We start from the raw sequence: 23,427 nt of genomic DNA on the forward strand, positions 1-23,427 counted from the left end.
TCGGCGATCGAGGTGATCAGCTTGATGACGTTGCCGATCTCCGCCGACGACTCGCCGAGCTGGCGGACCGTCTCGGTGGCCTGGGCGGCCTCGGCGACGGCGATCGCGGCGATCTGCGCCGCCTCGCTGGTGTTGCGGGAGATCTCGCGGATGCTCAGGCCCATCTCCTCCGAGCCGGCGGCCACCGTCTGCACGTTGCGGGAGATCTCCTCGGCCTCGTTCGACGCCGAGGAGGTCTGCGCGTCGGTGTCGTGCGCCGCGGTGGCGATCTGCCCGGCCACGGCCGAGAGCTCGGTGGCCGAGCTGGCCAGGGTCTCGGCGTTCTGGCCGATCGTGGTGAGCGAGCGGTGGATCGCGGCGAGCGCCGTGTCCAGCCCGACGGCCATCCGGCCCAGCTCGTCGCGGGTGGTGATGCCGCTGCGCTGGGTGAGATCACCCTCGGCCAGCGCGGCGATGACCTGACCGAGCCGCTGCACCGGGCGCAGGATCGACCGGGCCAGCGGTACGGACAGCGCGATCAGCAGGAGCAGCCCGACGACGCCGACGATCCAGGCCGCCCACTTGGTGTCACCGACCGCATCGTCCATCTCGACGCGCTGCCGCTCGATCTCGGCCACGACCTTCTCGTTCAGGGCGCCCAGCTGATCGTCCACGGCGCTGTTGCGCTCGGCGATCTGAGCGGTGTCGGGCGCGCTCGCCCCTCCGGCCAGCGCCTGCCGCACGAAGTCGGCGATGAAGGTGCCGAAGCTGTTGACGTTCGGCCGGATCGTGCCGAACTCGGCCGCCAGCGGGCCGTAGAGCCCGCACGCCTCGACAGCGTCGGCCGCCTCGGTGGCCGAGGCCACGTCGTCCACGACGTCCTGGGTGACGTCCTGCTTCAGCGCGGACCGGTACGCGTCCACCTTGAGCTCGCTCTGCCGGGTGTCGAGGTGGTTGAGCGCACCCCGGCAGCTCTCCAGGCTCGTCAACCGGTCGCTCTGACCCACGACCCGGTTCTGCCCCTGCATCGTGATGATGGCCGACGCCGTCAGCGCGAGCACGCCGACGAGCACGATAAGCGTCAGACGCTTGGCGATGCCCATTTCCGTCAATCTCGACATCCACGTCTCCTTCGGAGGCGACCATGTGCCCGGGCGGCCCGGGACGCGCGGTGCGGCCAGTAGATCCATCTTCAAGCCGGATCGGCCCACTCGCGGCACTTTTTATCCATTTGCCGCAACTGTTCGGCACTGCCCGCGCACCGGATCCCGCAGCCGGCGCTCGACAACCTGGCCTGAACGAAGGGGACAACCATGAAACGACGACATCAGCGCACCGCCCTGGCCGTGCTCGCCGCCGGCGCCGTCGGTGGCGCCGCGACCCTCGGCGCCGCCCCGGCCACGGCCGCCGGCACCGTCAAGATCGCCGGCACCGGCACGGTGGTGACCGCGGGCACGCCGCTCAACGCGCGCAGCGCCCCGTCCGCCGGCAGCTCCCGCACCGGCTCCCTCGGCAACGGCGCCGCCGTCTCGATCGTCTGCCGGATCGCCGGGCAGTTCATCAGCGGGACCGTCACCAACACCGGCTACTGGAACCGCCTGGCCGACAACAGCTACGTCTCCGACGCGTACGTCCGGCGCGGGGACTCGGCGATCCCCAAGTGCACGTCCGCCACCCCGGTCACGGCGGCGCCGCTCCCGCCGGCCGCGGGCGCCTGGATGCTGCCGGTCGCCGCCGGGCTGATCAGCGACTTCCGCACCACGGCCCGCCCCGCCCACGACGGGGTCGACCTGGGCGCGGCCCGCAACACCCCGATCCGCGCGGCCGCGGCCGGCACGGTCATCCGCGTGGTCTGCAACGTCTCCCGGGGAAGCTGCGACGTGGACGGGGGCTCCGCGCTGCGCGGCTGCGGCTGGTACGTCGAGGTGCAGCACACGGGCAACCTGGTGACCCGCTACTGCCACATGGTGCGGCGCCCCTCGGTCACCAGCGGCCAGACCGTCGCCCGTGGCGCGATCCTCGGCTACGTGGGGTCGTCGGGCGCCTCGTCCGGCCCGCACCTGCACTTCGAGGTGCACACCGGCGTACCGGCGACCCGGGAGAACGCCGTGGGCCCGATCCCGTTCTTCTCGGCCCGGGGCCTGGCCATCGGCTGATCCCGGCCCGCGGCCGCCGGCACGGCGGCGGCGGGCCACCCGGGCAAGCCAACGGGCCGGACTCCCGCAGGGAGCCGGCCCAGGTTGGTACCACTGAGGAGGGTCAGGGGCCCGGCGGATCGACAGTCGCCGGGCGCATCATCTCGGTCACCGCGCGGACGGCGTCCTCGTTCGGGGAGGCCGCTTCCCGGTTGGCTGCCTGCAGCTCCTGATACACCTCTTCGCGGTGCACCTGGACGCTGCGCGGCGCGTTGATGCCGATCCGGACGACGTCACCGCGCGCCTCGAGCACGGTCACGACGACGTCGTCGCCGATCATCACGCTCTCGCCGGCCCTCCTGGTCAGCACGAGCATCGTGGCTGTCCCTTCTCCATCCGTGGTCAGGGCACCTGGGCGAGGTCCGTCAGAAGGCCCGGCGCATGACGGCGCGCACCGGCATGTCGCTGCCCGTGAGCACCACCTGCATCGCCCGGCGGGAATCCCGGTCCACGATGATCGGCGCCAGCAGGTTCGCCGTGGTCTCGTTCACCCCCGCGGTGATGACGACCATCACCAGCAGCCGGTCCGGGTCCTTGGTGTTCAGCGCGGCGAAGACGTCGTTCTCGATCTCCGGGGCGTAGTCCGGGAAGAACGGTTCCGGTGGGGCCACGAGAAAGCGCAGATTGGGGTCGTCGACGGACGTGAACGCGTAGAGCAAACCATTGTCGTTCAGGCGGACCAGAACGAACTGCCGGTGCGCGGGGAACCCGGGCATGGGCACAGCCATGTCGATGATCGGCATGTTCAGCTCGGTGTCGGTCACGGTTGCCCCAATCGGTCGGGACGCGGTGCGAGTAGTCATGGTCACCTCAGGAAATCGATGAGCGACGGTTGAATAACCTTGGCCGTGGCGGCCAGGGCAGCCTGGTAGGAGGTCTGCTGAAGCTGCATATCCATGATGGTTTTCGGCAGATCGATGTCCTCGATGTCGGACAGCTGCGACGTGACGGACAACAGCCGGTCCTGCGCGGATTCCTTCATCTGCGTGATCCGATTGTATCGTGAGCCGATCTCCGAAATGGCGGATTTCAGCTTGTTACCCGCCTTGTCGAGGCTGGTGAGGTCGTTCGCCAACTTGGTGTTGTCCCCGGCCCGAATGTGCGCCGAAATGTTGTCCAGCACCCGGAAGAGCCCGGTGGTGTCATCGGTCGTGTCGGTGTTGTCGCCGAACGCCTCCGGCCCGGTCATGTCCACCCGCACCTTGACGTTGGAGCCGACGGTGCGCGACACGCTGGTCCGGGACGCGTCGGCCGGGTCGTACGCGTTGCCGGTGAAGCCGCCGGTGTCGTCGTAGGCCGCCGGGCCCGTGGTGTTGCCGCCGAACACCGGCCGGTCGAGGTACCGGGTGTTCGCGTAGGAGACCAGCGAGGCGCGGATCTGGTCGATCTCGCCGGCCAGCGCCTCGTTGGCCTGGACGCCGTTCGTGGTGGTGTTCAGGGCCTGCACGGTGAGGTCGCGGGCCCGGTTGACCAGGCTGGAGGAGCTGCCCAGGGTCTGCTCCAGGGTGCCCAGCCAGCCCAGGCCGTCGTCGGCGTTGCGGGTGTACTGCTGGCTGGTGCGGGTCTCGCCGCGCAGCTGCAGGGCCGAGACCGTGCCGGCCGGCGAGTCCGACGGCCGGTTCAGCTGCTTGCCGCTGGACAGCTGGTCCTGGATCTTCGCACCCTTGGCGATGTTGCGCTGGAGGTTGGCCAGCACCCGGGTGTGGATGCTGCTCTCGGTGACTCTGCCGCCGATCATGGTTCTCCTTACCTACCGACCAGGCCGGTGCGGTTGATGAGCTGGTCGAGCATGGAATCGATCGTGGTCAGCACCCGGGACGCCGCCTCGTAGCCGCGCTGGTACGTCAGCAGGTTGGTCATCTCCTCGTCGAGATTCACCCCGGACTCGCCCTCGCGCGCCGCGTCGACCTGTTCGGTCACCACGGCCTGGATCTCGGCCCGCCGGGTGGTGCCCTGCGACGAGACGCCGAGCTGACCGACCATCGACTGGTACTGCCGGTCCGGGCCGTCGGCCGCGTCGCCGATGTCCGCGATGGCGTCGGCCACGGAGTTGTCGAGCGTGCCGGCGGTGGCCGAGACCGCCACCTTGTCGGGATCCTTGATCAGCACCGTGACGGAGCCGTCCGGGTTGCGCCCGAAGAAGTCCAGGCCGGTGCTGCCGTCGACGCTGAATCCGTCGCGGTGCTTGGCGTTCACCGAGTTGATCAGGTTGTCGGCGACCGCGTCCAGGTCGGCCGACAGGCCCGGGATGATGGCGGTCATCGTGTCGACGGCCGCGCCCATCGTGCCGCCGGCCTGGATCTTCTGGCTGGCGTCCTCCTTCCAGACCAGGCCCACCGGGTCGGCGGCCTGGTCCAGCAGCCGGCTCGCGCCGACGAAGGCGACCTCGCGGGTGGTCTTCCCGGTGACCAGGGTGGAGCCCCCGATGAAGACGTCCATGCCACCGTTCTCGCGCTTCGCGGTGGTGGCGCCGGTGAGCTGGGCGAGCTTCATGGCCAGCAGGTCCCGCCGGTCCTCCAGCTCGTTGACCGTCAGCCCGGAGGCGTTGGCCATGATGATGCTGTCGTTGAGCTGCGCGACGGACTTCGCCGTGACGTTGACGTCGTCGACGTAGGCCGACATCTGGGTCCGGCCCTGGCTCCACTGCCGGGCCAGCGAGTCCTGGGCGGCGTTCAGCTGGTCGGCGACCGTCGCGCTCTGCTGGATCAGGGCCGACCGCGGCGCGGCGAGCTGGGGGTTGTTGGCCACGTCGTTCCAGCCGCCCCACATGTCGCGCAGCTGGGCCGCCAGCGCGGTGTCACTGGGCTCGGCGAACGCGTCCTCGATGGCGGTGTACGACGCGCTCTGGCTGGCCAGGTACGCGCTCGCGCCGTGCTCGGCACGGCCCCGGTGCTCCAGGTACTCGTCGCGCAGCCGCTGCACGGCCGAGACGGCGACGCCGGTGCCCAACCCGTCGGTCCTGGCGTACATGGCCGTCGACAGCGAGCCGACCTGGGCCTGCATGTCGACGCGCTGCCGGGTGTAGCCCTCGGTGTTGGCGTTCGCGATGTTCTGCCCGGTCACGTCCAGGCCGCGACGCTGCGCGTAGAGCGAGGTCAGTGCGGTGTTGAGCCCGCCGAAACTGCTGCCCATCAGATCGCCTCATCCACCAGGCTGGGGCGGCGCACGCCGCCGCTGACGGTTTTGCCCTGCGGGCCATACGTTTCCACGGTTCCGGCGAACGCGAGCATGGTTTCGCGAGCCGCCCGCTGCCCGGCGGTCAGCAGCTCGCGGTTGGACTCCGCGAGGGCGCCGATCTCCGACGTCAGGGTCAGGAAGGCCTTGCGGTGCTGGTGCAGCAGATCCGACCAGGGGGCCGGCGCCGCGTCGGCGAGCTGTCCCAGCGACGCCTCGACCTCCAGTCCCAGCTCCGCGGCCACGGCCTGCGCGTACGCGGCCCGGACGACCTCGGTCTGGCGGATCTGATCCAGCACCACCTCCACCTCGCGGGTGGCGTGGGCGAGCCAGCGGGATCGGTTCGAGGCGAGCAGCAACTGTTCCTCCTCGAGCTTGAACAACAGGAGCTCCAACAGCTCCCGGGCGCGCCACAGGACGCTGGACAGGTCGGTCAGGCTCACCGGCTCCTCCGTCTCCGCGGGAGGACTCCCTCCGCTTCACCGGACAAGTCGGCACCGGCCGGACGTCTCTGAGGACTTGAGCGCCGCCGGGTTGCCAAACGGTTGGCGGCAGGATCCGCGGTTTCGCGGAACAAGTCCGAACAAACTTCAGATACTCCTCAGGACGGACCGTGGCCGACCGATCACTGATGGCGTAAGCACAACGGCTCACGGACGGGCCGGTCAGGACCCCACTCAAGGAGGAACTTCAAATGGGTCTTCGTATCAACCAGAACATCGCTGCCCAGAACGCCTACCGCAGCCTCTCGGTCTCCGACAACCAGATGTCGAAGTCGCTGGAGAAGCTGTCGTCCGGCTTCCGGATCAACCGGGCCGCCGACGACGCCGCGGGCATGGCGATCAGTGAGGGACTGCGCAGCCAGGTCGGTGGCCTCAAGGTCGCCGTCCGCAACGCGCAGGACGGTGTCTCGGTGGTGCAGACCGCTGAGGGTGCCCTGAACGAGGTGCACTCGATCCTGCAGCGCATGCGTGACCTGGGCGTGCAGGCCGGTAACGACTCCAACAACGACAAGGCCCGCGCCAACATCGCCACCGAGGTCTCCAGCCTCAACGACGAGCTGAAGCGGATCGGCGACTCGACCAACTTCAACGGGACCAAGCTGCTCAACGGCAACGCCACCCCGCTGAAGTTCCAGGTCGGCGCCGACGGTGACGCCAACAGCCAGATCGCGGTCGACCTGAGCTCGATCGACGTGACGGACATCGCGGCCAAGCTCGGCGGCAACTCGAAGTCCTTCGACGTCGCCACCCCGACGCTGGTCGAGGGCGACATGTCCTTCAACATCACCGGCAGCACCGACCCGGACGTGACCGTCAGCCTGGGTGCCGCCGGTGACCACAAGACCGTTCAGGACGTCGCCGACACGCTCAACAACAACTCCGGGTTCGCGGAGAAGTTCTCGGCGTCGGTGGACAAGGACAACAAGCTGATCGTCACGTCGAAGACCGGTGACAACGCGGACGTGACGTTCACGCTGCCCACCGCCGGTGTCGCCGACGACGGCGTCGCGGCCACGCCGGGCATGCAGTTCAAGACGGCGGCGGACGCCCAGGCGGCCGTCAACCTGATCGACTCCAAGATCGAGCAGGTGTCGACCGCCCGGGCCAAGCTCGGTGCGTACCAGAACCGGTTCGAGCACACCATCGCCAACGCCAACGTCGCCGTCGAGAACCTGTCGGCGTCGGAGAGCCGGATCCGTGACACGGACATGGCTCAGGAGATGATGTCCTACACCCGTTCGCAGATCCTCACCCAGGCCGGCACCGCGATGCTGTCCCAGGCCAACCAGTCGCAGCAGGGCGTGCTCTCCCTCCTGCGCTGATCCGCCCGGTGAGGCGCCGCAGCCTGCGGCGAATCACCCCGGGAACAGCTCAGTCAACGGCTCAGACAACCGAATAGACGGGCGGTCGGCGACATCGCCGGCCGCCCGTCCCGTTCCAGCCCCACCGACGGAGGGATCAGCGCGATGGCCAGTATCGACGGCCTGATCAGTGGCATGAGCACCACGGACACGATCAACCAGCTCATGCAGATCGAGGCGGCCCCGCAGACGGCGCTGAAGAGCAAGGTCACCACGGTCAACAAGGTCGTGACCGCCTACCAGAGCGTGAACAGCAGGCTCTCCAGCCTCGCCGCCGCGGCCACCGCGCTGGGCAAGAGCGACACCTGGGGCGGCATGAAGGCCACGTCCAGCTCCAGCGCCGCGGCGATCTCGGCCCAGTCCGGGGCGTCCGCCGGCTCGCTGAGCTTCCACGTCGACCAGCTCGCCGCGACCCGCCTGCAGACCTTCAAGGACGCGTCCGTCGCCTCGATCACCGACGCCGACAACGCTCCGGTGATGAGCAACGACTCCTTCGACATCTACCTCAAGGACGGCACGAAGAAGCCGCTCACGCCGACGGACCGGTCACTGCAGGCGGTCGTGACCGCCATCAACGGCGAGGCGGAAGCGCCGTACAAGGCCTCGGCCGTCCAGATCGCGCCCGGCCGGTACACCCTGCAGCTCACCGCCAAGGAGAGCGGCGCGGCAGCGGCGGCGAAGATCGACAGCCTCGGCCTCCCTGAGGGCCTCGACCTCGGCGCCTCCTCGGTCACGATCGACGGCCGCGACGCCGTGCTGACGGTCGGCGAGGGCCCTGGCGCCTACTCCATCAACTCCGCGACCAACACCTTCGCCGAGATCCTGCCGGGCGTGACCGTCACCGCCGCGAAGGCCCAGGCGCCGGGGGACGCGCCGGTCACCGTCGACATCAGCGCCGACGTCGAGGGCATCGCCACCAAGGTGCAGGCCCTGGTCGACAACGCCAACGTGGTGCTCAACGAGCTCGCCTCGCAGAGCAAGATCAAGACTGGCGAGGTGGCCGCCGGCCCGCTCGTGGGCGACGCCGCCATCCGCAAGCTCCGCCAGGACATCCTGAGCGCCGTCTCGGGCGGCGCGGCCGGACTCGGCTCGAACGGCACGACGGCCAGCTTCAAGGAAGTCGGCGTCTCAATCAAGCAGGACGGCACGCTCGGCTTCGACAAGGACGCCTTCCTGAAGACGTACAAGGCCGATCCGGCCCGGGCCGCGAAGTTCTTCGATTCCTACACCGACGTCACCAGCGCCAAGGGCAACGGCACGGCGGGAACCTTCGAGCCGGGCCTCGACACGCCGAACGGGCTGGGTCGCAAGCTCGAGACGATGGCGCTGATCGCCAGCGAGGGCGTGAAGGACCCGGACAACCCGACCAAGGCCCGGCAGGGCACCATCCCGGCGCTGATCGAGCGCAACACCAAGACCATCTCCAGCCTGAACGACCAGGTCAGCGAGTGGGACGTGCGGCTGGAGCTGCGCAAGACGGCGCTGCAGAAGCAGTTCTCCAGCCTCGAGGTCGCGCTCGGCAAGATGCAGCAACAATCTTCCTGGCTGGCGGGTCAGCTCGCCGGCCTCGGCTGAACGGAGCGCACTCCATGACCAACCTCTCACCGGCCATGCGGGAGCGCTACCTCGCCGACGTCGCCGCCACGGCCTCCCCCGCGAAGCTGTTGCTGATGCTCTTCGACCGCCTGGTGGTCGACCTCGCCCGCGGCGAGGAGGCGCTGACCGCGGGCAACCGGCCCGACGCCAACACCCACCTCAAGCACGCCCAGGACATCGTCACGGAACTGCACGTCTCCCTGAACATGGACGCCTGGGACGGCGCCGCCGGCCTGGCCGCGCTCTACACGTTCGTCGAAACCGAGCTGGTCAACGCGAACGTGCAGGGTGACGTGGCCAAGGTGTCCGCCGTGCGCGGGCTGATGGAACCCTTGCGCGACACCTGGCGCGAGGCCGCGATGGCGGCAGCCGCGACCGAGGGGTGACCCCGATGGCCGACGACTGGCGACGGGCCTGGATCGCCGCCCTCGACGAGCTCGAGGCCGACGTCGAGGCCGTCGAGCGGATGATCGCCGAAGAACACCGCAGTCAGGAACTGCCGGTGGCCACGCCGTGGGCACCGCCGCCGGGCCTCGGCCCGCTGCCCCTGGACCTGCGGCCCCGGGCCGACCTCATCCTGACCCGCCAGCTCGAGGCGGCGAAGGCGGCGGCGACGGCGATCACCGCGAACCGGCGGCAGACCGCCTTCGCCTCCCGGGTCGAGGTCGGCACCGCCGGCAAGGGTGTCCCCACCTACATCGACTGCGCCATCTGACCCACCCGCACCGGCAGCACCGGACCCGGGGCCCCCGCAGGGGTCCCGGGTTCTTCCGTGCAACCCAGCGGCAACCGTTTGGGACTCAGCGGATCGGCCGGTGGGCCGAATCGGAGGGTACGAGCAACGGATTGCTCGGACCGATCGCCAGGGACAGGCACCTCACCGCTGAGAAGGGAACTGCCGTGTTCGACGACGTCGCCTCGTCCTCGCTCCGCGTCGCAGTGGCCGGCCTGTCCGCCCGGCAGAACGCCATCGCCAACAACATCTCCAATATCGAGACCCCCGGCTACCAGGCTCGTAAGGTCAAGTTCGAGGAGGCGCTCAGCAGCGCCGTCGCCCACGGCCGGTCGCCCGCGACGGTGTCGCCGAGCGTGCAGAACTCGCTGGAGCCCACCCGCCTGAACGGCAGCAACGTCAACCTCGACGAGGAGACGCTCTCGCACATCGACACGACGATGCGCTACCAGCTGACGCTGCGGGCCCTGGACGGCAAGTACGGACTGATCCGCGACGCGATCAAGGGGGCCTGAGCCGGATGAGCACCTTCAACGCGATCGGCACCGCCGCCTCCGGCGTCACCGTCTACCGCAAGTGGCTGGACGCCGTCTCCGACAACATCGCGAACATGGACAACGTCAGCAAGACGTCCGAGAACGCCTTCCAGGCCCGGTACGTGGTCGCGCAGGAGGCCCAGGACGGCAACGGCGCGCAGGTGGGCGGCATCGCCTACGGCAGCGCGGAGGGCGTCCTGTCGTACGAGCCGGACAACCCGATGGCCGACACCGAGGGCTACGTGCGCCGGCCGGACATCGACCTCGGCAGCCAGATGGCCCAGCTGATGATGGCGCAGCGCGCCTACCAGGCCAACCTCTCGGTCGTGGACCGGGCCCGGGAGTCCTACCAGGCGGCCATCCAGCTCGGGAAGGGCTGACCATGACCTCTCCGATCAGCGCGCTCGGCGCGGTCAGCGGGCTCAGCGGAGTCGGCGCGGTCGGCGGCGTCGACGGCGTGGCCGGTGCCGGCGCCACCAAGGCCGTCACCGGCCCGAACACCGACTTCGCCGGACTGCTCTCCAAGGGCCTGGAGAGCGTGCAGGCGTCCCAGTCCAAGGCGTCCGACCTGGCCGTGCAGGTCGCCAACGGCACGCTGCAGGATCCCGCCCAGTACACGATGGCCTCCACCGAGGCCGCGCTGGGACTGCAGTTGACCATGGCGATCCGCAACAAGGCCCTGGAGGCCTTTCAAGAGATCATGAGGATGCAGGCCTGACATGAGCGACCGACTCCCCGCGCCCGTGCGCAAGGCCGGTGACTCCTTCAAGTCCTTCACCCCGGGACAGAAGGTAGTCACCGTCGCCGCTGTGCTCGCCCTGCTCATCGGTGGCTACTTCTTCGCCACCTGGGCCGCCAAGCCGTCGTACTCGGCGCTGTTCAGCAACCTGTCGAGCAAGGACGCCGCCGCGATCGTGGAGTCGCTGCAGAAGACCGGCACGGACTACGAGCTGAGCAACGGCGGCGGCACCATCCTGGTGCCCAAGGACCAGGTGTACGACCTGCGCCTGCAGCTGTCCGGCGAGGGCCTGCCGGGCGAGTCGGACACCGGTTACGCGCTGCTGGACCAGCAGGGGATCACCACCAGCGACTTCATGCAGCACACGAACTACCAGCGGGCCCTGGAGGGCGAGCTCTCCAGCACCATCAAGGCCATCGACGGCGTCGAGGCCGCCACCGTGCACCTGGTGATGCCCCAGAAGGACGTCTTCGCCGACGACCAGAACAAGACCACGGCCTCGGTGCTGGTGCAGTCCTCGTCCAACGATCCGCTGTCCAACCAGCAGGTGCAGGCGATCGTGCACCTCGTCGCGTCGAGCGTCGAGGGGCTCGACCCGGAGCAGGTCACCGTGGCCGGCGCCGACGGCCGGATCCTGTCCACCGGCGGCGGCGCCGCGGTGGCCACCGGCGGCGACAGCGGTACGGAGTCGCAGACCGTCGCGTTCCAGAACCGCCTCAACGCCTCGCTGCAGAACATGCTCGACAGCGTCGTCGGACCCGGCCACGCCGTGGTGACCACGACCGCCGAGCTGGACTACGACCAGACCGAGCGGACCACCGAGAGCTACACCTCGGACCCGTCCGTCGCCGCGCTGTCGGAGAGCATCAGCCGCGAGGCCTACAACGGCAACGGCACCGGTCAGGGCGGCGTGCTCGGCCCGGACAACATCCAGGTGCCGAACGGCACGACCAGCAGCACCGGCACCGGCCAGTACGAGAACAGCAACACCGTGCGCAACAACGCGGTCAACAAGACCACCGAGGCCCGCAAGAGCGCGCCGGGCAGCATCAAGAAGCTGAACGTGGCCGTCCTGCTGGACAGCACGACCGCGGGCGCGGTGAACTCCGCCGACGTGCAGTCGCTGATCAGCGCGGCGGCCGGGATCGACGCCACCCGCGGGGACACCATCGCGGTCAGCGCGATGCCGTTCGACACCACCGCGGCCACCGCGGCCAAGGACGCGCTGGCCGCCTCCGCCGCCGCCGAGCAGTCGGCCAAGCAGACCTCGCTGATCAAGACCGCGGCGATGGCGCTGGTGGTGCTGATCCTGATCTTCCTGGCCTGGCGGGCCAGCAAGCGCGCCAAGCGGCGCAAGGCGCTGACCCCGGCCGAGCTCAGGCACCTCGAGGACATGCAGTCCGCGCTCGAGCAGCAGCGCCTGGCCCAGCTCAACGCCGCGATCCCGTCGCCCGCCATCGAGGCCGCCAACGCCGACCTGGAAGCGCTCGAGGAGCGTCAGCGCGAGATCGAGCAGATGGTCGAGGACCAGCCGGAAGAGATGGCCGCCCTGCTCCGTGGCTGGCTCGGCGCCAGCCGGTGACCCCGCACGAGAGTCCACCCCCTGGGTTCGAGGAGGAACCGCGTTGACCACACCGGCGCTGAGCACGACGTCGATGACCGGCCTGCGCAAAGCCGCCATTCTGCTGGTGCGAATGGGCAAGGAGTACTCCACCCGGGTGCTCGCCAACATGAAGGAGACCGAGGTCGAGGAGATCTCGGCCGAGATCGCCCGGCTGGGCAAGCTGGAGCCCGAGGTCGTCGGGGACGTCATCGACGAGTTCTACGCGCTGGCCACCACCAAGCACGCCGGCGCCGGCGGCATGGCGTACGCGCGGGAGCTGCTCGAGGCGTCCCTGGGCACCGAGCGGGCCGCGCTGATCCTGGACCGGCTGCAGGCCTCGATGACCGACATGCCGTTCAACTTCCTCAGCCACGCCGACCCCCGCCAGCTGCTCTCCTACGTCCAGCACGAGCACCCGCAGACCATCGCCCTGGTGCTGGCCCACATCCCGTCGGCGCTGGCCAGCTCGATCCTGTCCGGGCTGGCCCCGGAGGTGCAGTCGGACGTCGCACACCGGATCGCCGTCATGGACCGCACCTCCCCGGACGTGATCCGGCAGGTGGAGCTGGCCCTGCAGCGCAAGCTCTCCACCGTGCTGCAGCCCGACGAGCTGTCCACGGTCGGCGGCCTCGACCCGCTGGTGGACATCATCAACCGGGCGGACCGCACCACCGAGCGCCTCATCCTGGAGGCCCTGGAGGCGCGCAACCCGGAGATCGCCGAGGAGATCCGGCGGCGGATGTTCATGTTCGAGGACATCGTCAACCTCGACGACCGTTCGGTGCAGCTGGTGCTGCGCCAGGTCGAGCCGTCCGACCTGGCCACCGCGCTCAAGGGCGTGGCGGAGGAGGTCCGCAACAAGGTCACCAAGAACCTCTCCGAGCGGGGCCGGGAGAACCTGCTGGAGGAGATCGACCTGATGGGCCCGGTCAAGGTCAAGATGGTCGAGGAGGCGCAGACCAAGATCGTCGCGGTGATCCGCGCGCTGGAGGACTCCGGCCAGATCGAGATCCAGCGTGGTGGCGAGGTCGATGAGCTCATCGCCTGACGAGGGGCCGGTGCTGCGGGGCAGTCTCGCCGAGGCGGCCACCGCGGCCAGCTTCGGCGTCGACCTGCGGCGCGGCGTACCGTCCGACAGCGCGCCGGTCGAGCGGGCCAAGCAGGCGGCCCGGACCACCGGGTACGCGGAGGGCTGGGCGCAGGGCCGGCGGGCCGCGGCGCTCGAGGCCGCGGCGGCCGCCGAGCGGGCCCGGGCCGTGGAGCAGGCGCACGACCAGCGCCGCGCGGCCGCGCTGGCGCAGGCGGTCAACGCGCTCGGCCGGGCGGTCACCAACCTGGAGACCCAGCTGATGCCCACCCTGCACGAGTTGCAGGAGGCGGTCCTGGCCCACGCGTTCGAGCTGGCCGAGGCGATCGTCGGCCGGGCCATGGACGACCCGGAGGGCCGGGCCGCGGCCGCGCTGCGCCGGGCCATGAACGCCGCGCCCGAGCAGGGCGACATCGTGGTGAGCCTGCATCCCGACGATTTCCGCAATCTGGTCGGCACGGCAACCGACGCCGACTACAACTACGAGGGCCGGCCGGTGCACCTGCGGCCCGAACCGGCGCTGCACCCCGGCGACGCGGTGGCCGAGACGGGCACCACGACCGTCGACGCGTCCATCGCCGCCGCCGTGGCGCGGGCCCGGGCCGCGCTGAGACTGTGAGGGCTGTCCCCGGTGACCGACGTCTTCCGTAACCGCATCAACGCCGCCCTGGGCGCGGCGCGGCCGCTGAGCCGGGGCAAGGTCACCGGCGCGGTGGGCCTGCGGGTCACCGTCGGCGGCCTGGAGGCGCGGGTCGGCGAGCTGCTGCAGATCGGCGAGGGTGACGAGGCCGTGCTGGCCGAGGTGGCCGCGATCGACGGCGACCGCCTCTCCTGCCTGCCGCTGGGCCCCATCGCGGGCATGAGCACCGGCAGCCCGGTGGTCTCCACCGGCGGCCCGCTGCGCGTCGCGGTCGGGCCGGACCTGCGCGGCCGCATCCTGGACGGGCTGGGCCGGCCGATGGACGGCGGCCCGCCGCTGCGCGGCGAGATGGTCAGCATCGAGGCCGCCCCGCCCTCGGCGATGGAACGCCAGCTGGTCGACGCGCAGATGCCGCTGGGCGTACGGGTGCTCGACACGCTGGTGCCCTGCGGCCGCGGTCAGCGCATCGGCATCTTCGCCGGTTCGGGCGTCGGCAAGAGCACCCTGATGTCCATGATCACCCGCGGTACGTCGGCCGAGCTGAACGTCGTCGCGCTGGTCGGCGAGCGGGGCCGGGAGGTCCGCGAGTTCATCGAGCACGACCTCGGCCCGGAGGGACTGGCCCGCTCGGTGGTGGTGATCGCCACCTCGGACACCCCGCCGCTGGTCCGGCTCCGGGCCGGCGCGGTCGCCACCCGGATCGCCGAGTACTTCCGCGACGAGGGCGGCGACGTGCTGATGATGATGGACAGCGTGACCCGCGCGGCGATGGCCCAGCGCGAGGTCGGCCTGTCCGTGGGCGAACCGCCGGCCACCCGGGGCTATCCCCCGTCGGTCTTCGCGATGCTCGCCTCGCTGCTGGAACGGGCCGGCCCGGGCGCCCGCGGCAGCATCACCGGCCTCTACACCGTGCTGGTCGAGGGCGACGACCACAACGAGCCGATCGCCGACGCGGCCCGCTCGATCCTGGACGGGCACATCGTGCTCGACCGCAAGCTGGCCACCGCCGGCCACTTCCCGAGCATCCAGGCGCTGGACTCGATCTCCCGGGTGGCCAACCGGATCACCACCGCCGAGCAGCGCAGCGACGCGGCCGAGCTGCGCCGGCTGATGGCCGCGCACCGCGACGTCCGCGAGCTCGTCGAGATCGGCGCGTACGTGCCGGGCACCAACCCGGACGCCGACCGCGCCGCCGTGCTGTGGCCGCAGATCACCGCCTTCCTGCGCCAGGGCCTGGACGAGCGGGCCGGCGCGGCCGAGTCGTGGCAGGCGCTCCGGCAGCTCATCGCCGCCTCCTGACGGGTGCAGGTCGGGTGCAGGCCCTCAGCCGGTCGCGGCCCGGGCCGACCGGTGGGATGAGGGAACCACCTCGACGTCTCGGGAGGTCTTGTGAATCGCCTGTTCCGGCTCGGTCCCGTGCTGCGGGCCCGCAAGGCCCAGGAGGACGCCGCCAAGGGCGAGGTCGTCCAGTCCCGGCAGGAGATCCGCGACGCCCGGGCGCTGGTCAAGCGCCGGCAACTCGACCTGGCCGGGGCGGACGCGCCGACCGAGGGCACCGCGCGGGCCATGGTCGCCTCGATGGTGGCGCGCCAGTCGATGGCGGCCACGCTCTCGGGCGCGCACCGGATGGTCGCCGACGCCGAGGAACTGGCCCGGCAGAAGCAGGCCGTGCTGACCGACGCCGCGAAACGGCGCCGGGCCGTGGAGTCGATGGCCGAGCGGCACGCCGAGGCCGTCCGCGCCCACGACCTGCGGACCGAGCAGCTGGCCGTGGACGAGATGGCCGTCACCGCCAAGGCCCGCAACGCGGCCCGGGGCATCGACGCGGTCAGCGAGGAACGGGCCAGCACGCTGCGGCACGGCAACGGCTCCGCCGCCGACCGCGAGGACGTGGCGCGCGAGACGGCGAACTCGGTGGCCGCCCAGCGGCCGGCCGTCAACCTGGCCGACACCCGCCGGGCCATCGACGTCACCCGGGCCACCCTGTCGCTTGCCGCTAAGCGCGACGGCGAACCCGCCGAACGGACCGGCGAGGGCCACGCCGACGACAGGAGCCGCGCATGATCGGTGTCCAGGGAGTCATGTCCCGCATCTCCGAGCTCAAGTCCCAGCTCGGGCTCACCCCCGCCGCGCCGAACGCCACCTTCGCCACCGCGCTGTCGGACGCCACCGGCCCGACGGGCGCCTCCCGGGTCACCGGGCAGTCCGTGGCCGACGCGGCGAAGAAGTACCTCGGCACGCCGTACGCCTTCGGCGGCACCGATCCGGCCCGCGGGCTGGACTGCTCGGCGCTCGTCCAGCGGGCGTACCAGGATCTGGGGATCGACCTGCCGCGCACCTCGCGGGAGCAGGCGACCGCCGGCACCAAGGTCGGCAGCCTGCGCGAGGCGCGGCCCGGCGACATCCTCGCCTTCGACTCCCCGGTCGACCACGTCGCCATCTACCTGGGCGACAACAAGATGATCGCGGCGCCGAAGGCCGGCGACCACGTCAAGGTCCAGTCGGTGTACGAGACGCCCACGCACATCCGCCGGATCGTCGACGCCGGCCTCACCGCCCGCTCCGCCACCGCCGCCGCCCCGGCCGCCGCCGTCCGCCCGGCCAGCCTGCAGAACTCCACCTCGCTGGCCGGCGTCCCGTACGCGGACATGTTCCTCAAGGCCGGCGCGAAGTACGACGTCTCGCCGAAGCTGCTCGCCGCGGTGGCCAAGGTCGAGTCCGGGTACGACCCCCGGGCCGTCAGCAAGGCCGGCGCCCAGGGTCTGATGCAGCTCATGCCGGCCACCGCCCGCGGCCTCGGCGTGCACGACCCGTTCGACCCGCAGCAGGCCATCAACGGCGCGGCGAAGCTGCTCTCCAGCCACCTCAAGGAGTTCAAGTCGCTGCCGCTGGCGCTGGCCGCGTACAACGCCGGGGGCGGCAACGTGCACAAGTACGGCGGCATCCCGCCGTTCGCGGAGACCCAGGCGTACGTGCCCAAGGTCCAGAAGGCGCTGGCCGCGCTCGGCTGAGCGCGCTACACCACGAGGGGAACGCCGCATGACCAGCTCCGTCACCGGGCCGGACCGCAGGCCGACGACCGACGCCGGGCGCCGTACCGGGACCCGTACCGGCGAGGGCGCGCAGGCCTTCGGATCGGCGCTCTCGGCCGAGCTGGACCGCGCCCCGGCGGCCCGGGACCAGCAGCGGCCCGACGCGCAACGGCAGCAGCCGGCGAGCCCGGCGGGACCGAGCCGGACGGCGCAGCAACGGGCCCAGGATCAGGCGGCGTTGCACCGCTCCGCCGCCACCGATCGGCAGGCCCTGCGGCAGGCCGAGTCCCGCTCGGCCGACGCGCGGTTGCAGAGCCGGGCCGCCCAGTACCGTTCCGTGCCGCACCGCGCCGTCGACCAGCGGGCCGTGCCGCCGCGGCCGTCCTCGCCGCGCACCACCCCGCAGCGCCCCGCCGCCGAGCGTCCTCTCGCCGCCGAACCTACCGGCGGGCCGGAAACCCGGGCCGTGCCGCCGGGCGACGACCGAGCCGAGGTCCGTCTGCGGCGACTGGCTGGAGTCGAGGGGCAGGCAACCGAGCCCGGCGCCGCCACGACGACGGCAGCGACCACGGACGACGCTCCCGTCGAGGAGCGCGTGGAAACCGAAACCGCCGAGCCCGTTGCCCCGCTGCCGACCGCCGCGCCCGGCCAGGCGGCCCTGGCGGCCATCGGTCCCGTGCTGACCGCTCCGACCGCGGCTCCGGCACCGACCGCGACCCCGACCGCGTCCGCGTCCGCGATCCCCACCGCCACCACGGCCTTGACCGGGACCCAGACCGCATCCGCGACCCCCGCCGCCACCACGGCCTTGACCGGGACCCAGACCGCGTCCGCGACCCCGACCACAACCTCAGCCCGGACCGCAAACTCGGCCCCGACCACAACCTCAGCCCCGACCACAACCCCGGCCCCCGCCGCAACCTCGGCACAGACGGCGACCCCGGCCTCAGCCCCAGCCACGACTCCGGTGAGCGGCACGGCGACAACCGGAATCCCGGCAGCCCCGCAGGCGCAATCCCCGGCATCGCCATCGACCGTGACCGCCGCGGCTTCGCAGGCCCCGACGGGGGCCCAGGCAGAGAGTCAGGCCGCCACCACCGGCGCCGCACCCGCCCGGCCCGCCACCGCCCCGACCGAGCAGGCCGTCCCCGTGCCCGCCAACCCGCAGGCCCCACCAACCGCACCCGGCACAGTGGATCGTTCGGTGGCCGCGGACGGCACCGCGCCGGCACCGCAGACGGCTCAGCCCACCGCGGCCCCGGACACCACCACGGCAACGAGCGCCCCGCCCGCCCCGGACGTCCCGACACCGGCGCCCGCGACGGATACCGCCCCGCCGGAGGCCCCGGCTGCCGGAACCCCGGAACCGATCGCCGCGGGCACCCCCACGAGCACCGCGCCGGAGGCGACGGCCGCCGCGGGCGCCGCCTCGGCTCCCGAAGCCAACGGCACCACCGACGCGACCGGCGGCACCCAGCCCGATACCGCGCCCGCCACCGCCGAGGCGCCGCCGACGGGTGACCAGACCGGCACCGGCACCGGCAGCGGCAGCGACACCACCGGACAGGGCGCCAACGGACAGAGCACCAACGGACAGGGCGCCAACGGCCAACAGCCGGGCGCCGGAACGAACCCGCCGACCACCGACACAACCTTCGGCGTACCCGGTGTCGGCGGACCCGCCGCGGCCGCTCCGACCACATCGGTCACTCCCCCCGCCGACGCCCCGCCGCCCGCACCGGCTCCGCCCGGCCCGCCGGCCGCCCAGCTCGCCGCCCGGATCGTCCCGTTGCGGCTGGACGCCGACGGCGTGCACCGGCTCACCGTCAACCTGCACCCGGCCGACCTCGGCGCGGTCCAGGTCGTCGCCGAGATCCGCAACGGTGAGATCAACGTGCAGCTGTCCAGCTCGACCGACGCCGGGCACGAGTCACTGCGCAACGCCCTGGACGACCTGCGCCGCGAGCTTCAGCAGTCGGGCTTCGGCAACGCCTCGCTGGACCTGCGCCAGGGCACCCCGCAGGACCAGGCCCGCCAGCAGTTCGCGTTCCCGGGCGGCGCCGGCGGGGGCCGCGGCAACGGCCGGGAGAACGCCGCGGCGGCGCCCGCGCCGGCCGAGCCGGTTCCCTCCGGCACCACCGGTCCCGGTCGCCTCGACATCCGGGCCTGAGCCGGAAAACAGGGGCTAAGTGAATCGGCGAACCCGCCGAAACTGAGGGCGAGGGCCACCGACTCGAACTCAGGAGGACTTGTTCATGACGTCACCGATCGGCGGAAACGTCAGCAGGGAATTCGACGCCAAGAACGTCTCGGCGACGTCGATGTACACGAACAAGACCACCAGGGACGCCGGCGCCAGCAAGTCGGTCGCCGACCAGGACACGTTCCTGAAGCTGCTGGTGGCGCAGCTGAAGTACCAGGATCCCAGCAACCCGGCGGACTCGACCCAGTTCCTGGCCCAGACCGCCCAGTTCACCCAGGTCGAGAAGCTCGGCCAGATCGCCGACATGATGCAGGCCCAGCAGTTGATCGGCGCGAGCGCGCTGGTCGGGCGCACGGTGACGTATCAGGACGCGAACGGCATGACCCAGACCGGGGTCGTCACCAAGACGAAGCTCAACGGAGACAGCGAACCGACGCTCGTGGTCGGGAACACGGATGTGCAGCTGTCCAAGGTCACGGAAGTCCAGCAAACCGCAACCGGACCAGCGACAACCTCCGATCCCGCTACCCCGAAGGACACCTGACCCATGCTGCGTTCTCTCTTCTCCGGCATCAGCGGCCTGCGCGCGCACCAGCAGATGATGGACGTCACCGGCAACAACATCGCCAACGTCAACACGACCGGCTACAAGTCCAGCCAGACGGTCTTCCAGGACACGCTCTCGCAGATGGTCAACGCGGCCGGCGCCCCGCAGAACGGCGCCGGTGGCACCAACCCGGCCCAGGTCGGCCTGGGTGTGCGGACGGCCAGCGTCAACGCCAACTTCAGCCAGGGCGCGGCGCAGACCACCGGCAAGTCCGGCGACATGATGGTCCAGGGTGACGGCTTCTTCATCACCAAGAGCGGCGGTGAGACGCTCTACACCCGGGCCGGGTCGTTCACCTTCGACGCCAACGGCTCGCTGACCACGCCGAACGGCCAGATCGTGCAGGGCTGGAGCGCCGACGCGCAGGGCGGCGTCAACGTGGCCGGCGCCCCGGGCAACATCAAGCTGCCGATCGGCATCAGCCTGGCCCCCGCGGCGACCACGAAGTTCACGCTGACCGGCAACCTGTCCTTCGAGGCGCCGATCGACGCTTCGGGCGTCACGCCGGGCAGCACCAAGGTGATCCCGATCCCGGTGATCGACGCCAACGGCGCCTCCAGCACGCTGAACGTGACGATGACCAAGACCGGACCCGACGAGTGGACCGCGTCGACGCCCTCGGGCTCCTCGGTTCCCATCCCGTTCGTGTCGGGCAAGCCCAACGACGGCTCGAACCCGGTCACCAGCATCGTGCTGGACGGCCTCACCGTCGACATCACCGACATCACCCAGTACAGCGGCAACACCGAGGCCCGGGTGAGCGCCTCGGACGGCTCCGGGGCCGGCATCCTGAGCTCGTACACGGTGTCGAACACCGGCCAGATCGTCGGTGTCTTCTCCAACGGCCTGAAGCAGACGCTCGGGCAGCTCGCCCTGGCCAACTTCAACAACGTCAACGGCCTGGAGAAGATCGGCGACTCGATGTTCCGCAGCACGGTGAACTCGGGTCTGGCCCAGGTCGGCTCGGCCGGCTCGGCGGGCCTCGGCCTGATCACCAGCGGCGCGCTGGAGATGTCGAACGTCGACCTGGCCCAGGAGTTCACCAACCTGGTCATCGCCCAGCGCGGCTTCCAGGCCAACAGCCGGATCATCACCACCTCGGACGAGATCCTGCAGGAGCTCGTGAACCTCAAACGGTAGTAGCCGCACAGCAGCACCGGTGTGAGCCGGGACGGGCCTGACAGCCCGCCCCGGCTTCGCTTTTTCCGGGACAGCTCGCACCCGGAATGCGACCAGGTCGCCCTCATCGGCAACCGGCACCACGCCGAAGTGACTGAGGACGGGCCATGGACGGCCCACCAGCCTTTAGACGCCCCAAGGACGGATGTCGTGATTCTCGTAACCCGCCTCAACGGAGCCGTGTTCGCCCTCAACCCCGACCTGGTCGAGCGTGCCGACTGCACACCCGACACGGTCATCACGCTGGTGGACGGCACCAAGTACGTCATCGCCGAATCGGTGCCCGAGTTCATCGACTCGGTGCGCCACTACCGCGCCTCGCTGATCGCCCAGGCGAGCCGCATCGAGTCCGAGCCGGCCCTGCTGGCCGAGCCCGTGACCCACGACGACGACCAGACCGCTGCGACGAACGTGCTGCAGCTGCACCGGAAGGACCGCTGATGGACCTCGCCACCATCGTTGGTGTAGTCGTAGCCCTGGCCATCGTCTTCACCGTGCAGATCCTGGAGGGCGGCAGCCCCGCCTCCATCATCCTGATCCCGTCCATGCTGCTGGTGTTCGGCGGGGCCTTCTGCGCCGGCATGGCCGGCGGCGTGCTCAAGGACGCCCTCGGCGCCGGCAAGCTGCTCCAGAAGGCCTTCCTGGCCAAGGTGACGCCGCCCAACAAGCTCGTCGACGACATCGTCAAGCTGGCCGAGCGGGCCCGCCGTGAGGGCCTGCTGGCCCTCGAGGACGCGGTCAAGACCGTCGAGCACCCGTTCCTCAAGCGTGGCCTGCAGCTGGCCATCGACGGCACGGACCCCGAGGAGCTGCACGACATCCTGCACGCCGAGGTCGGCGCCAAGAAGAAGGCCGACAAGGCCGGCATGAAGATCTTCGAGAACATGGGCGGCTACGCCCCGACCGTCGGCATCATCGGCACGGTCATGGGCCTGGTGCACGTGCTCGAGAACCTCGACAAGCCCGAGTCGCTCGGCCACTCCATCGCCGCGGCGTTCGTCGCGACGCTCTGGGGCGTGCTCTCCGCGAACCTGATCTTCCTGCCGGTCGCGGCCCGCCTGACCCGGCTCTCCGGCATCGAGGCCGAGGAGATGGAGCTGGTCATCGACGGTGTGCTCGCGATCCAGGCCGGCTCGAACCCGCGTCTGGTCGCGCAGAAGCTGCGCAGCCTGCTGCCGCCGGACGCGGCGAAGGCCGCCGAGGCGTCGGCCGGCAAGAAGGCGGCGTAACCATGAGCAGCGGGGGCGCGCGCAAGAAGAAGGGCGGGCACGAGGAGCACGAGGAGCACGTCAACCACGAGCGCTGGCTCGTGTCGTACGCCGACATGCTCACGCTGCTGTTCGTCCTGTTCGTGGTGCTGTTCTCGATGAGCAGCGTGGACCAGAAGAAGTTCGCCCAGCTGGCGGCCGGCCTCTCCCAGGGCTTCGGCGCCTCCAGCGTCGCGCTGACCGGCAACGTCTCGAACCTCGAGGGCTCCGGCCAGAGCACCAACGTGGTCCCGATCGACCCGGGCGTCAACCCGGGCGACGGCGGCAGCGGCACGGCCGGCATGAGCAAGGAGCAGCAGGAGGCCGTCAAGCGGGCGGTGCTCGCGGCGAGCCGCAAGGAGGCCTCGGCCAACGCCAAGGCGGCCACCAAGGAGGCCGAGAACCTCAAGGAGATCGAGCGGAAGATCGCCGACGCGCTCGAGGCGGCCAAGCTGCTCAACCAGGTCAAGTTCACCATCAACGAGCGCGGCCTGGTGGTCACCGTGGTCACCAACGAGGTGGTCTTCGCCGGTAACCGGGCCGAGCTGCGCTCCGGCGGCCGGAAGATCCTCGACGCCATCGCGCCGACGCTGGCCAAGCTGCCCAACAGCATCGAGGTGGACGGCAACACCAACCAGCTCAAGGCGACGACCTCGTACTACCCGAGCGGCTGGGAGCTGTCCGCGGCCCGGGCCTCCACGACCGTCCGGTACCTCATCGGGCACGGCCTGCCCAAGGACCGGATGAGCGCGGTGGGCTTCTCCGACACCAAGCCGCTGATCGACCCCAAGGACCCGCGCGCGGTCACCATGAACCGCCGGGTGGACGTCGTGGTGCTGACCACGCTCAGCGCCGAGCAGGCCGCGCTGCTGCCGGCCGCCGCCGGGGACGACGCCAAGCTGCACACCGGAACTACCACCAAGCAGGCCGCCGCCGAGGCTAAGGCCACGCTCGGCACGACCGAATCGACCACCGGGTCCACGACCACCACGACCACCCCGCACGACTGACCA

At 70.9% G+C, this 23,427-nt stretch carries 26 protein-coding genes; 20 read left to right on the forward strand and 6 right to left on the reverse strand.

Features of this window, described 5'->3' with window-relative positions; genetic code table 11:
• On the reverse strand, positions 1–1,100 hold a 1,100-nt coding region (locus tag Ani05nite_RS19255), incomplete at its 3' end, for a methyl-accepting chemotaxis protein (protein WP_203770052.1).
• Positions 1,101–1,292: 192 nt separating this feature from the next.
• Here Ani05nite_RS19255 and Ani05nite_RS19260 point away from each other — a divergent pair.
• Complete coding sequence (locus Ani05nite_RS19260; RefSeq protein WP_203770054.1) at positions 1,293–2,135, forward strand: peptidoglycan DD-metalloendopeptidase family protein; 843 nt, start codon at positions 1,293–1,295, stop codon at positions 2,133–2,135.
• 103 nt (positions 2,136–2,238) lie between these two features.
• On the opposite strand, the gene csrA is transcribed toward Ani05nite_RS19260, so the two are convergent.
• Genes csrA through flgN form a run of 5 tightly spaced genes read right to left on the reverse strand, consistent with a single transcriptional unit; the run spans position 2,239 to position 5,791 of the window.
• Positions 2,239–2,490 carry a carbon storage regulator CsrA gene (csrA, locus tag Ani05nite_RS41895; RefSeq protein WP_203770056.1) on the reverse strand — a complete coding sequence of 84 codons (252 nt, stop codon included), beginning with the start codon at positions 2,488–2,490 and terminating at the stop codon, positions 2,239–2,241.
• Positions 2,491–2,539: 49 nt separating this feature from the next.
• Entirely contained in the window at positions 2,540–2,938 is a 399-nt protein-coding gene (gene fliW, locus Ani05nite_RS19270) for a flagellar assembly protein FliW (RefSeq protein WP_239130301.1), read from the reverse strand.
• A gap of 41 nt (positions 2,939–2,979) precedes the next feature.
• Positions 2,980–3,912: a flagellin N-terminal helical domain-containing protein gene (locus Ani05nite_RS19275; RefSeq protein ID WP_203770060.1), complete on the reverse strand. Its 933-nt coding sequence runs from the start codon at positions 3,910–3,912 to the stop codon at positions 2,980–2,982.
• Between the two features lie 8 nt (positions 3,913–3,920).
• Positions 3,921–5,306, reverse strand: coding sequence for a flagellar hook-associated protein FlgK (gene flgK / locus Ani05nite_RS19280; RefSeq protein ID WP_203770062.1), 1,386 nt, complete (start codon positions 5,304–5,306; stop codon positions 3,921–3,923).
• Positions 5,306–5,791, reverse strand: a complete 486-nt coding sequence (gene flgN / locus Ani05nite_RS19285; RefSeq protein ID WP_203770064.1) for a flagellar export chaperone FlgN — start codon at positions 5,789–5,791, stop codon at positions 5,306–5,308. Before flgN ends, flgK begins: the two co-directional genes overlap by 1 nt.
• A 251-nt stretch (positions 5,792–6,042) precedes the next feature.
• On the opposite strand from flgN, the gene Ani05nite_RS41900 reads away from it, so the two are divergent.
• From Ani05nite_RS41900 to Ani05nite_RS19380, 19 genes are all read left to right on the forward strand, one after another.
• On the forward strand, positions 6,043–7,173 hold the full coding sequence (locus Ani05nite_RS41900) for a flagellin N-terminal helical domain-containing protein (RefSeq protein WP_203770066.1): 1,131 nt from the start codon (positions 6,043–6,045) through the stop codon (positions 7,171–7,173).
• Between the two features lie 144 nt (positions 7,174–7,317).
• Positions 7,318–8,787 carry a flagellar filament capping protein FliD gene (gene fliD, locus Ani05nite_RS19295; protein ID WP_203770067.1) on the forward strand — a complete coding sequence of 490 codons (1,470 nt, stop codon included), beginning with the start codon at positions 7,318–7,320 and terminating at the stop codon, positions 8,785–8,787.
• Positions 8,788–8,801: 14 nt separating this feature from the next.
• Positions 8,802–9,194 carry a flagellar export chaperone FliS gene (fliS, locus tag Ani05nite_RS19300; RefSeq protein WP_203770068.1) on the forward strand — a complete coding sequence of 131 codons (393 nt, stop codon included), beginning with the start codon at positions 8,802–8,804 and terminating at the stop codon, positions 9,192–9,194.
• A gap of 5 nt (positions 9,195–9,199) precedes the next feature.
• Positions 9,200–9,523 carry a hypothetical protein gene (locus Ani05nite_RS19305; RefSeq protein ID WP_203770069.1) on the forward strand — a complete coding sequence of 108 codons (324 nt, stop codon included), beginning with the start codon at positions 9,200–9,202 and terminating at the stop codon, positions 9,521–9,523.
• A 185-nt stretch (positions 9,524–9,708) separates the two neighbouring features.
• Positions 9,709–10,056 (forward strand): flagellar basal body rod protein FlgB, encoded by a 348-nt coding sequence (locus Ani05nite_RS19310; RefSeq protein ID WP_203770070.1) that lies wholly within the window; start codon positions 9,709–9,711, stop codon positions 10,054–10,056.
• Between the two features lie 5 nt (positions 10,057–10,061).
• Positions 10,062–10,457 carry a flagellar basal body rod protein FlgC gene (locus tag Ani05nite_RS19315; protein WP_203770071.1) on the forward strand — a complete coding sequence of 132 codons (396 nt, stop codon included), beginning with the start codon at positions 10,062–10,064 and terminating at the stop codon, positions 10,455–10,457.
• A gap of 2 nt (positions 10,458–10,459) precedes the next feature.
• On the forward strand, positions 10,460–10,795 hold the full coding sequence (fliE, locus tag Ani05nite_RS19320) for a flagellar hook-basal body complex protein FliE (protein WP_203770072.1): 336 nt from the start codon (positions 10,460–10,462) through the stop codon (positions 10,793–10,795).
• 1 nt (position 10,796) lies between these two features.
• A complete protein-coding gene (gene fliF / locus Ani05nite_RS19325) occupies positions 10,797–12,398 on the forward strand; it encodes a flagellar basal-body MS-ring/collar protein FliF (RefSeq protein WP_203770073.1) in 1,602 nt (533 codons plus the stop codon).
• A gap of 43 nt (positions 12,399–12,441) precedes the next feature.
• On the forward strand, positions 12,442–13,467 hold the full coding sequence (gene fliG, locus Ani05nite_RS19330; protein WP_203770075.1) for a flagellar motor switch protein FliG: 1,026 nt from the start codon (positions 12,442–12,444) through the stop codon (positions 13,465–13,467).
• Positions 13,451–14,125, forward strand: coding sequence for a FliH/SctL family protein (locus tag Ani05nite_RS19335; protein WP_239130304.1), 675 nt, complete (start codon positions 13,451–13,453; stop codon positions 14,123–14,125). The genes fliG and Ani05nite_RS19335 overlap by 17 nt, the downstream gene beginning before the upstream one ends.
• Before the next feature lie 12 nt (positions 14,126–14,137).
• Entirely contained in the window at positions 14,138–15,445 is a 1,308-nt protein-coding gene (locus Ani05nite_RS19340; RefSeq protein ID WP_203770076.1) for a FliI/YscN family ATPase, read from the forward strand.
• 90 nt (positions 15,446–15,535) lie between these two features.
• Entirely contained in the window at positions 15,536–16,210 is a 675-nt protein-coding gene (locus Ani05nite_RS41180; RefSeq protein ID WP_239130307.1) for a flagellar export protein FliJ, read from the forward strand.
• Entirely contained in the window at positions 16,207–17,157 is a 951-nt protein-coding gene (locus tag Ani05nite_RS19350) for a transglycosylase SLT domain-containing protein (RefSeq protein WP_203770077.1), read from the forward strand. The genes Ani05nite_RS41180 and Ani05nite_RS19350 overlap by 4 nt, the downstream gene beginning before the upstream one ends.
• Positions 17,158–17,185: 28 nt before the next feature.
• Positions 17,186–19,348, forward strand: coding sequence for a flagellar hook-length control protein FliK (locus tag Ani05nite_RS19355; protein WP_203770078.1), 2,163 nt, complete (start codon positions 17,186–17,188; stop codon positions 19,346–19,348).
• A gap of 85 nt (positions 19,349–19,433) precedes the next feature.
• Positions 19,434–19,925: a flagellar hook assembly protein FlgD gene (locus tag Ani05nite_RS19360; RefSeq protein WP_203770079.1), complete on the forward strand. Its 492-nt coding sequence runs from the start codon at positions 19,434–19,436 to the stop codon at positions 19,923–19,925.
• A 3-nt stretch (positions 19,926–19,928) separates the two neighbouring features.
• Entirely contained in the window at positions 19,929–21,128 is a 1,200-nt protein-coding gene (locus Ani05nite_RS19365; RefSeq protein WP_203770080.1) for a flagellar hook protein FlgE, read from the forward strand.
• A gap of 189 nt (positions 21,129–21,317) precedes the next feature.
• Positions 21,318–21,608, forward strand: a complete 291-nt coding sequence (locus tag Ani05nite_RS19370; RefSeq protein WP_203770082.1) for a flagellar FlbD family protein — start codon at positions 21,318–21,320, stop codon at positions 21,606–21,608.
• Positions 21,608–22,396 (forward strand): flagellar motor protein, encoded by a 789-nt coding sequence (locus Ani05nite_RS19375; protein ID WP_203770084.1) that lies wholly within the window; start codon positions 21,608–21,610, stop codon positions 22,394–22,396. The genes Ani05nite_RS19370 and Ani05nite_RS19375 overlap by 1 nt, the downstream gene beginning before the upstream one ends.
• 2 nt (positions 22,397–22,398) lie before the next feature.
• On the forward strand, positions 22,399–23,424 hold the full coding sequence (locus Ani05nite_RS19380; RefSeq protein WP_203770085.1) for a flagellar motor protein MotB: 1,026 nt from the start codon (positions 22,399–22,401) through the stop codon (positions 23,422–23,424).
• Positions 23,425–23,427: the final 3 nt, after the last annotated feature.

The sequence above is a fragment of the Actinoplanes nipponensis genome, from assembly GCF_016862275.1.
Lineage (GTDB): Bacteria > Actinomycetota > Actinomycetes > Mycobacteriales > Micromonosporaceae > Actinoplanes > Actinoplanes nipponensis.

Coding starts and splice junctions, on each gene's coding strand:
- Ani05nite_RS19260 (WP_203770054.1), top strand. CDS start 1,293: ATGAAACGACGACATCAGCGCACCGCCCTGGCCGTGCTCGCCGCCGGC.
- csrA (WP_203770056.1), bottom strand. CDS start 2,490: ATGCTCGTGCTGACCAGGAGGGCCGGCGAGAGCGTGATGATCGGCGAC.
- Ani05nite_RS19275 (WP_203770060.1), bottom strand. CDS start 3,912: ATGATCGGCGGCAGAGTCACCGAGAGCAGCATCCACACCCGGGTGCTG.
- flgK (WP_203770062.1), bottom strand. CDS start 5,306: ATGGGCAGCAGTTTCGGCGGGCTCAACACCGCACTGACCTCGCTCTAC.
- Ani05nite_RS41900 (WP_203770066.1), top strand. CDS start 6,043: ATGGGTCTTCGTATCAACCAGAACATCGCTGCCCAGAACGCCTACCGC.
- fliD (WP_203770067.1), top strand. CDS start 7,318: ATGGCCAGTATCGACGGCCTGATCAGTGGCATGAGCACCACGGACACG.
- fliS (WP_203770068.1), top strand. CDS start 8,802: ATGACCAACCTCTCACCGGCCATGCGGGAGCGCTACCTCGCCGACGTC.
- Ani05nite_RS19305 (WP_203770069.1), top strand. CDS start 9,200: ATGGCCGACGACTGGCGACGGGCCTGGATCGCCGCCCTCGACGAGCTC.
- Ani05nite_RS19315 (WP_203770071.1), top strand. CDS start 10,062: ATGAGCACCTTCAACGCGATCGGCACCGCCGCCTCCGGCGTCACCGTC.
- fliE (WP_203770072.1), top strand. CDS start 10,460: ATGACCTCTCCGATCAGCGCGCTCGGCGCGGTCAGCGGGCTCAGCGGA.
- fliF (WP_203770073.1), top strand. CDS start 10,797: ATGAGCGACCGACTCCCCGCGCCCGTGCGCAAGGCCGGTGACTCCTTC.
- Ani05nite_RS19335 (WP_239130304.1), top strand. CDS start 13,451: ATGAGCTCATCGCCTGACGAGGGGCCGGTGCTGCGGGGCAGTCTCGCC.
- Ani05nite_RS19350 (WP_203770077.1), top strand. CDS start 16,207: ATGATCGGTGTCCAGGGAGTCATGTCCCGCATCTCCGAGCTCAAGTCC.
- Ani05nite_RS19355 (WP_203770078.1), top strand. CDS start 17,186: ATGACCAGCTCCGTCACCGGGCCGGACCGCAGGCCGACGACCGACGCC.
- Ani05nite_RS19360 (WP_203770079.1), top strand. CDS start 19,434: ATGACGTCACCGATCGGCGGAAACGTCAGCAGGGAATTCGACGCCAAG.
- Ani05nite_RS19365 (WP_203770080.1), top strand. CDS start 19,929: ATGCTGCGTTCTCTCTTCTCCGGCATCAGCGGCCTGCGCGCGCACCAG.
- Ani05nite_RS19375 (WP_203770084.1), top strand. CDS start 21,608: ATGGACCTCGCCACCATCGTTGGTGTAGTCGTAGCCCTGGCCATCGTC.
- Ani05nite_RS19380 (WP_203770085.1), top strand. CDS start 22,399: ATGAGCAGCGGGGGCGCGCGCAAGAAGAAGGGCGGGCACGAGGAGCAC.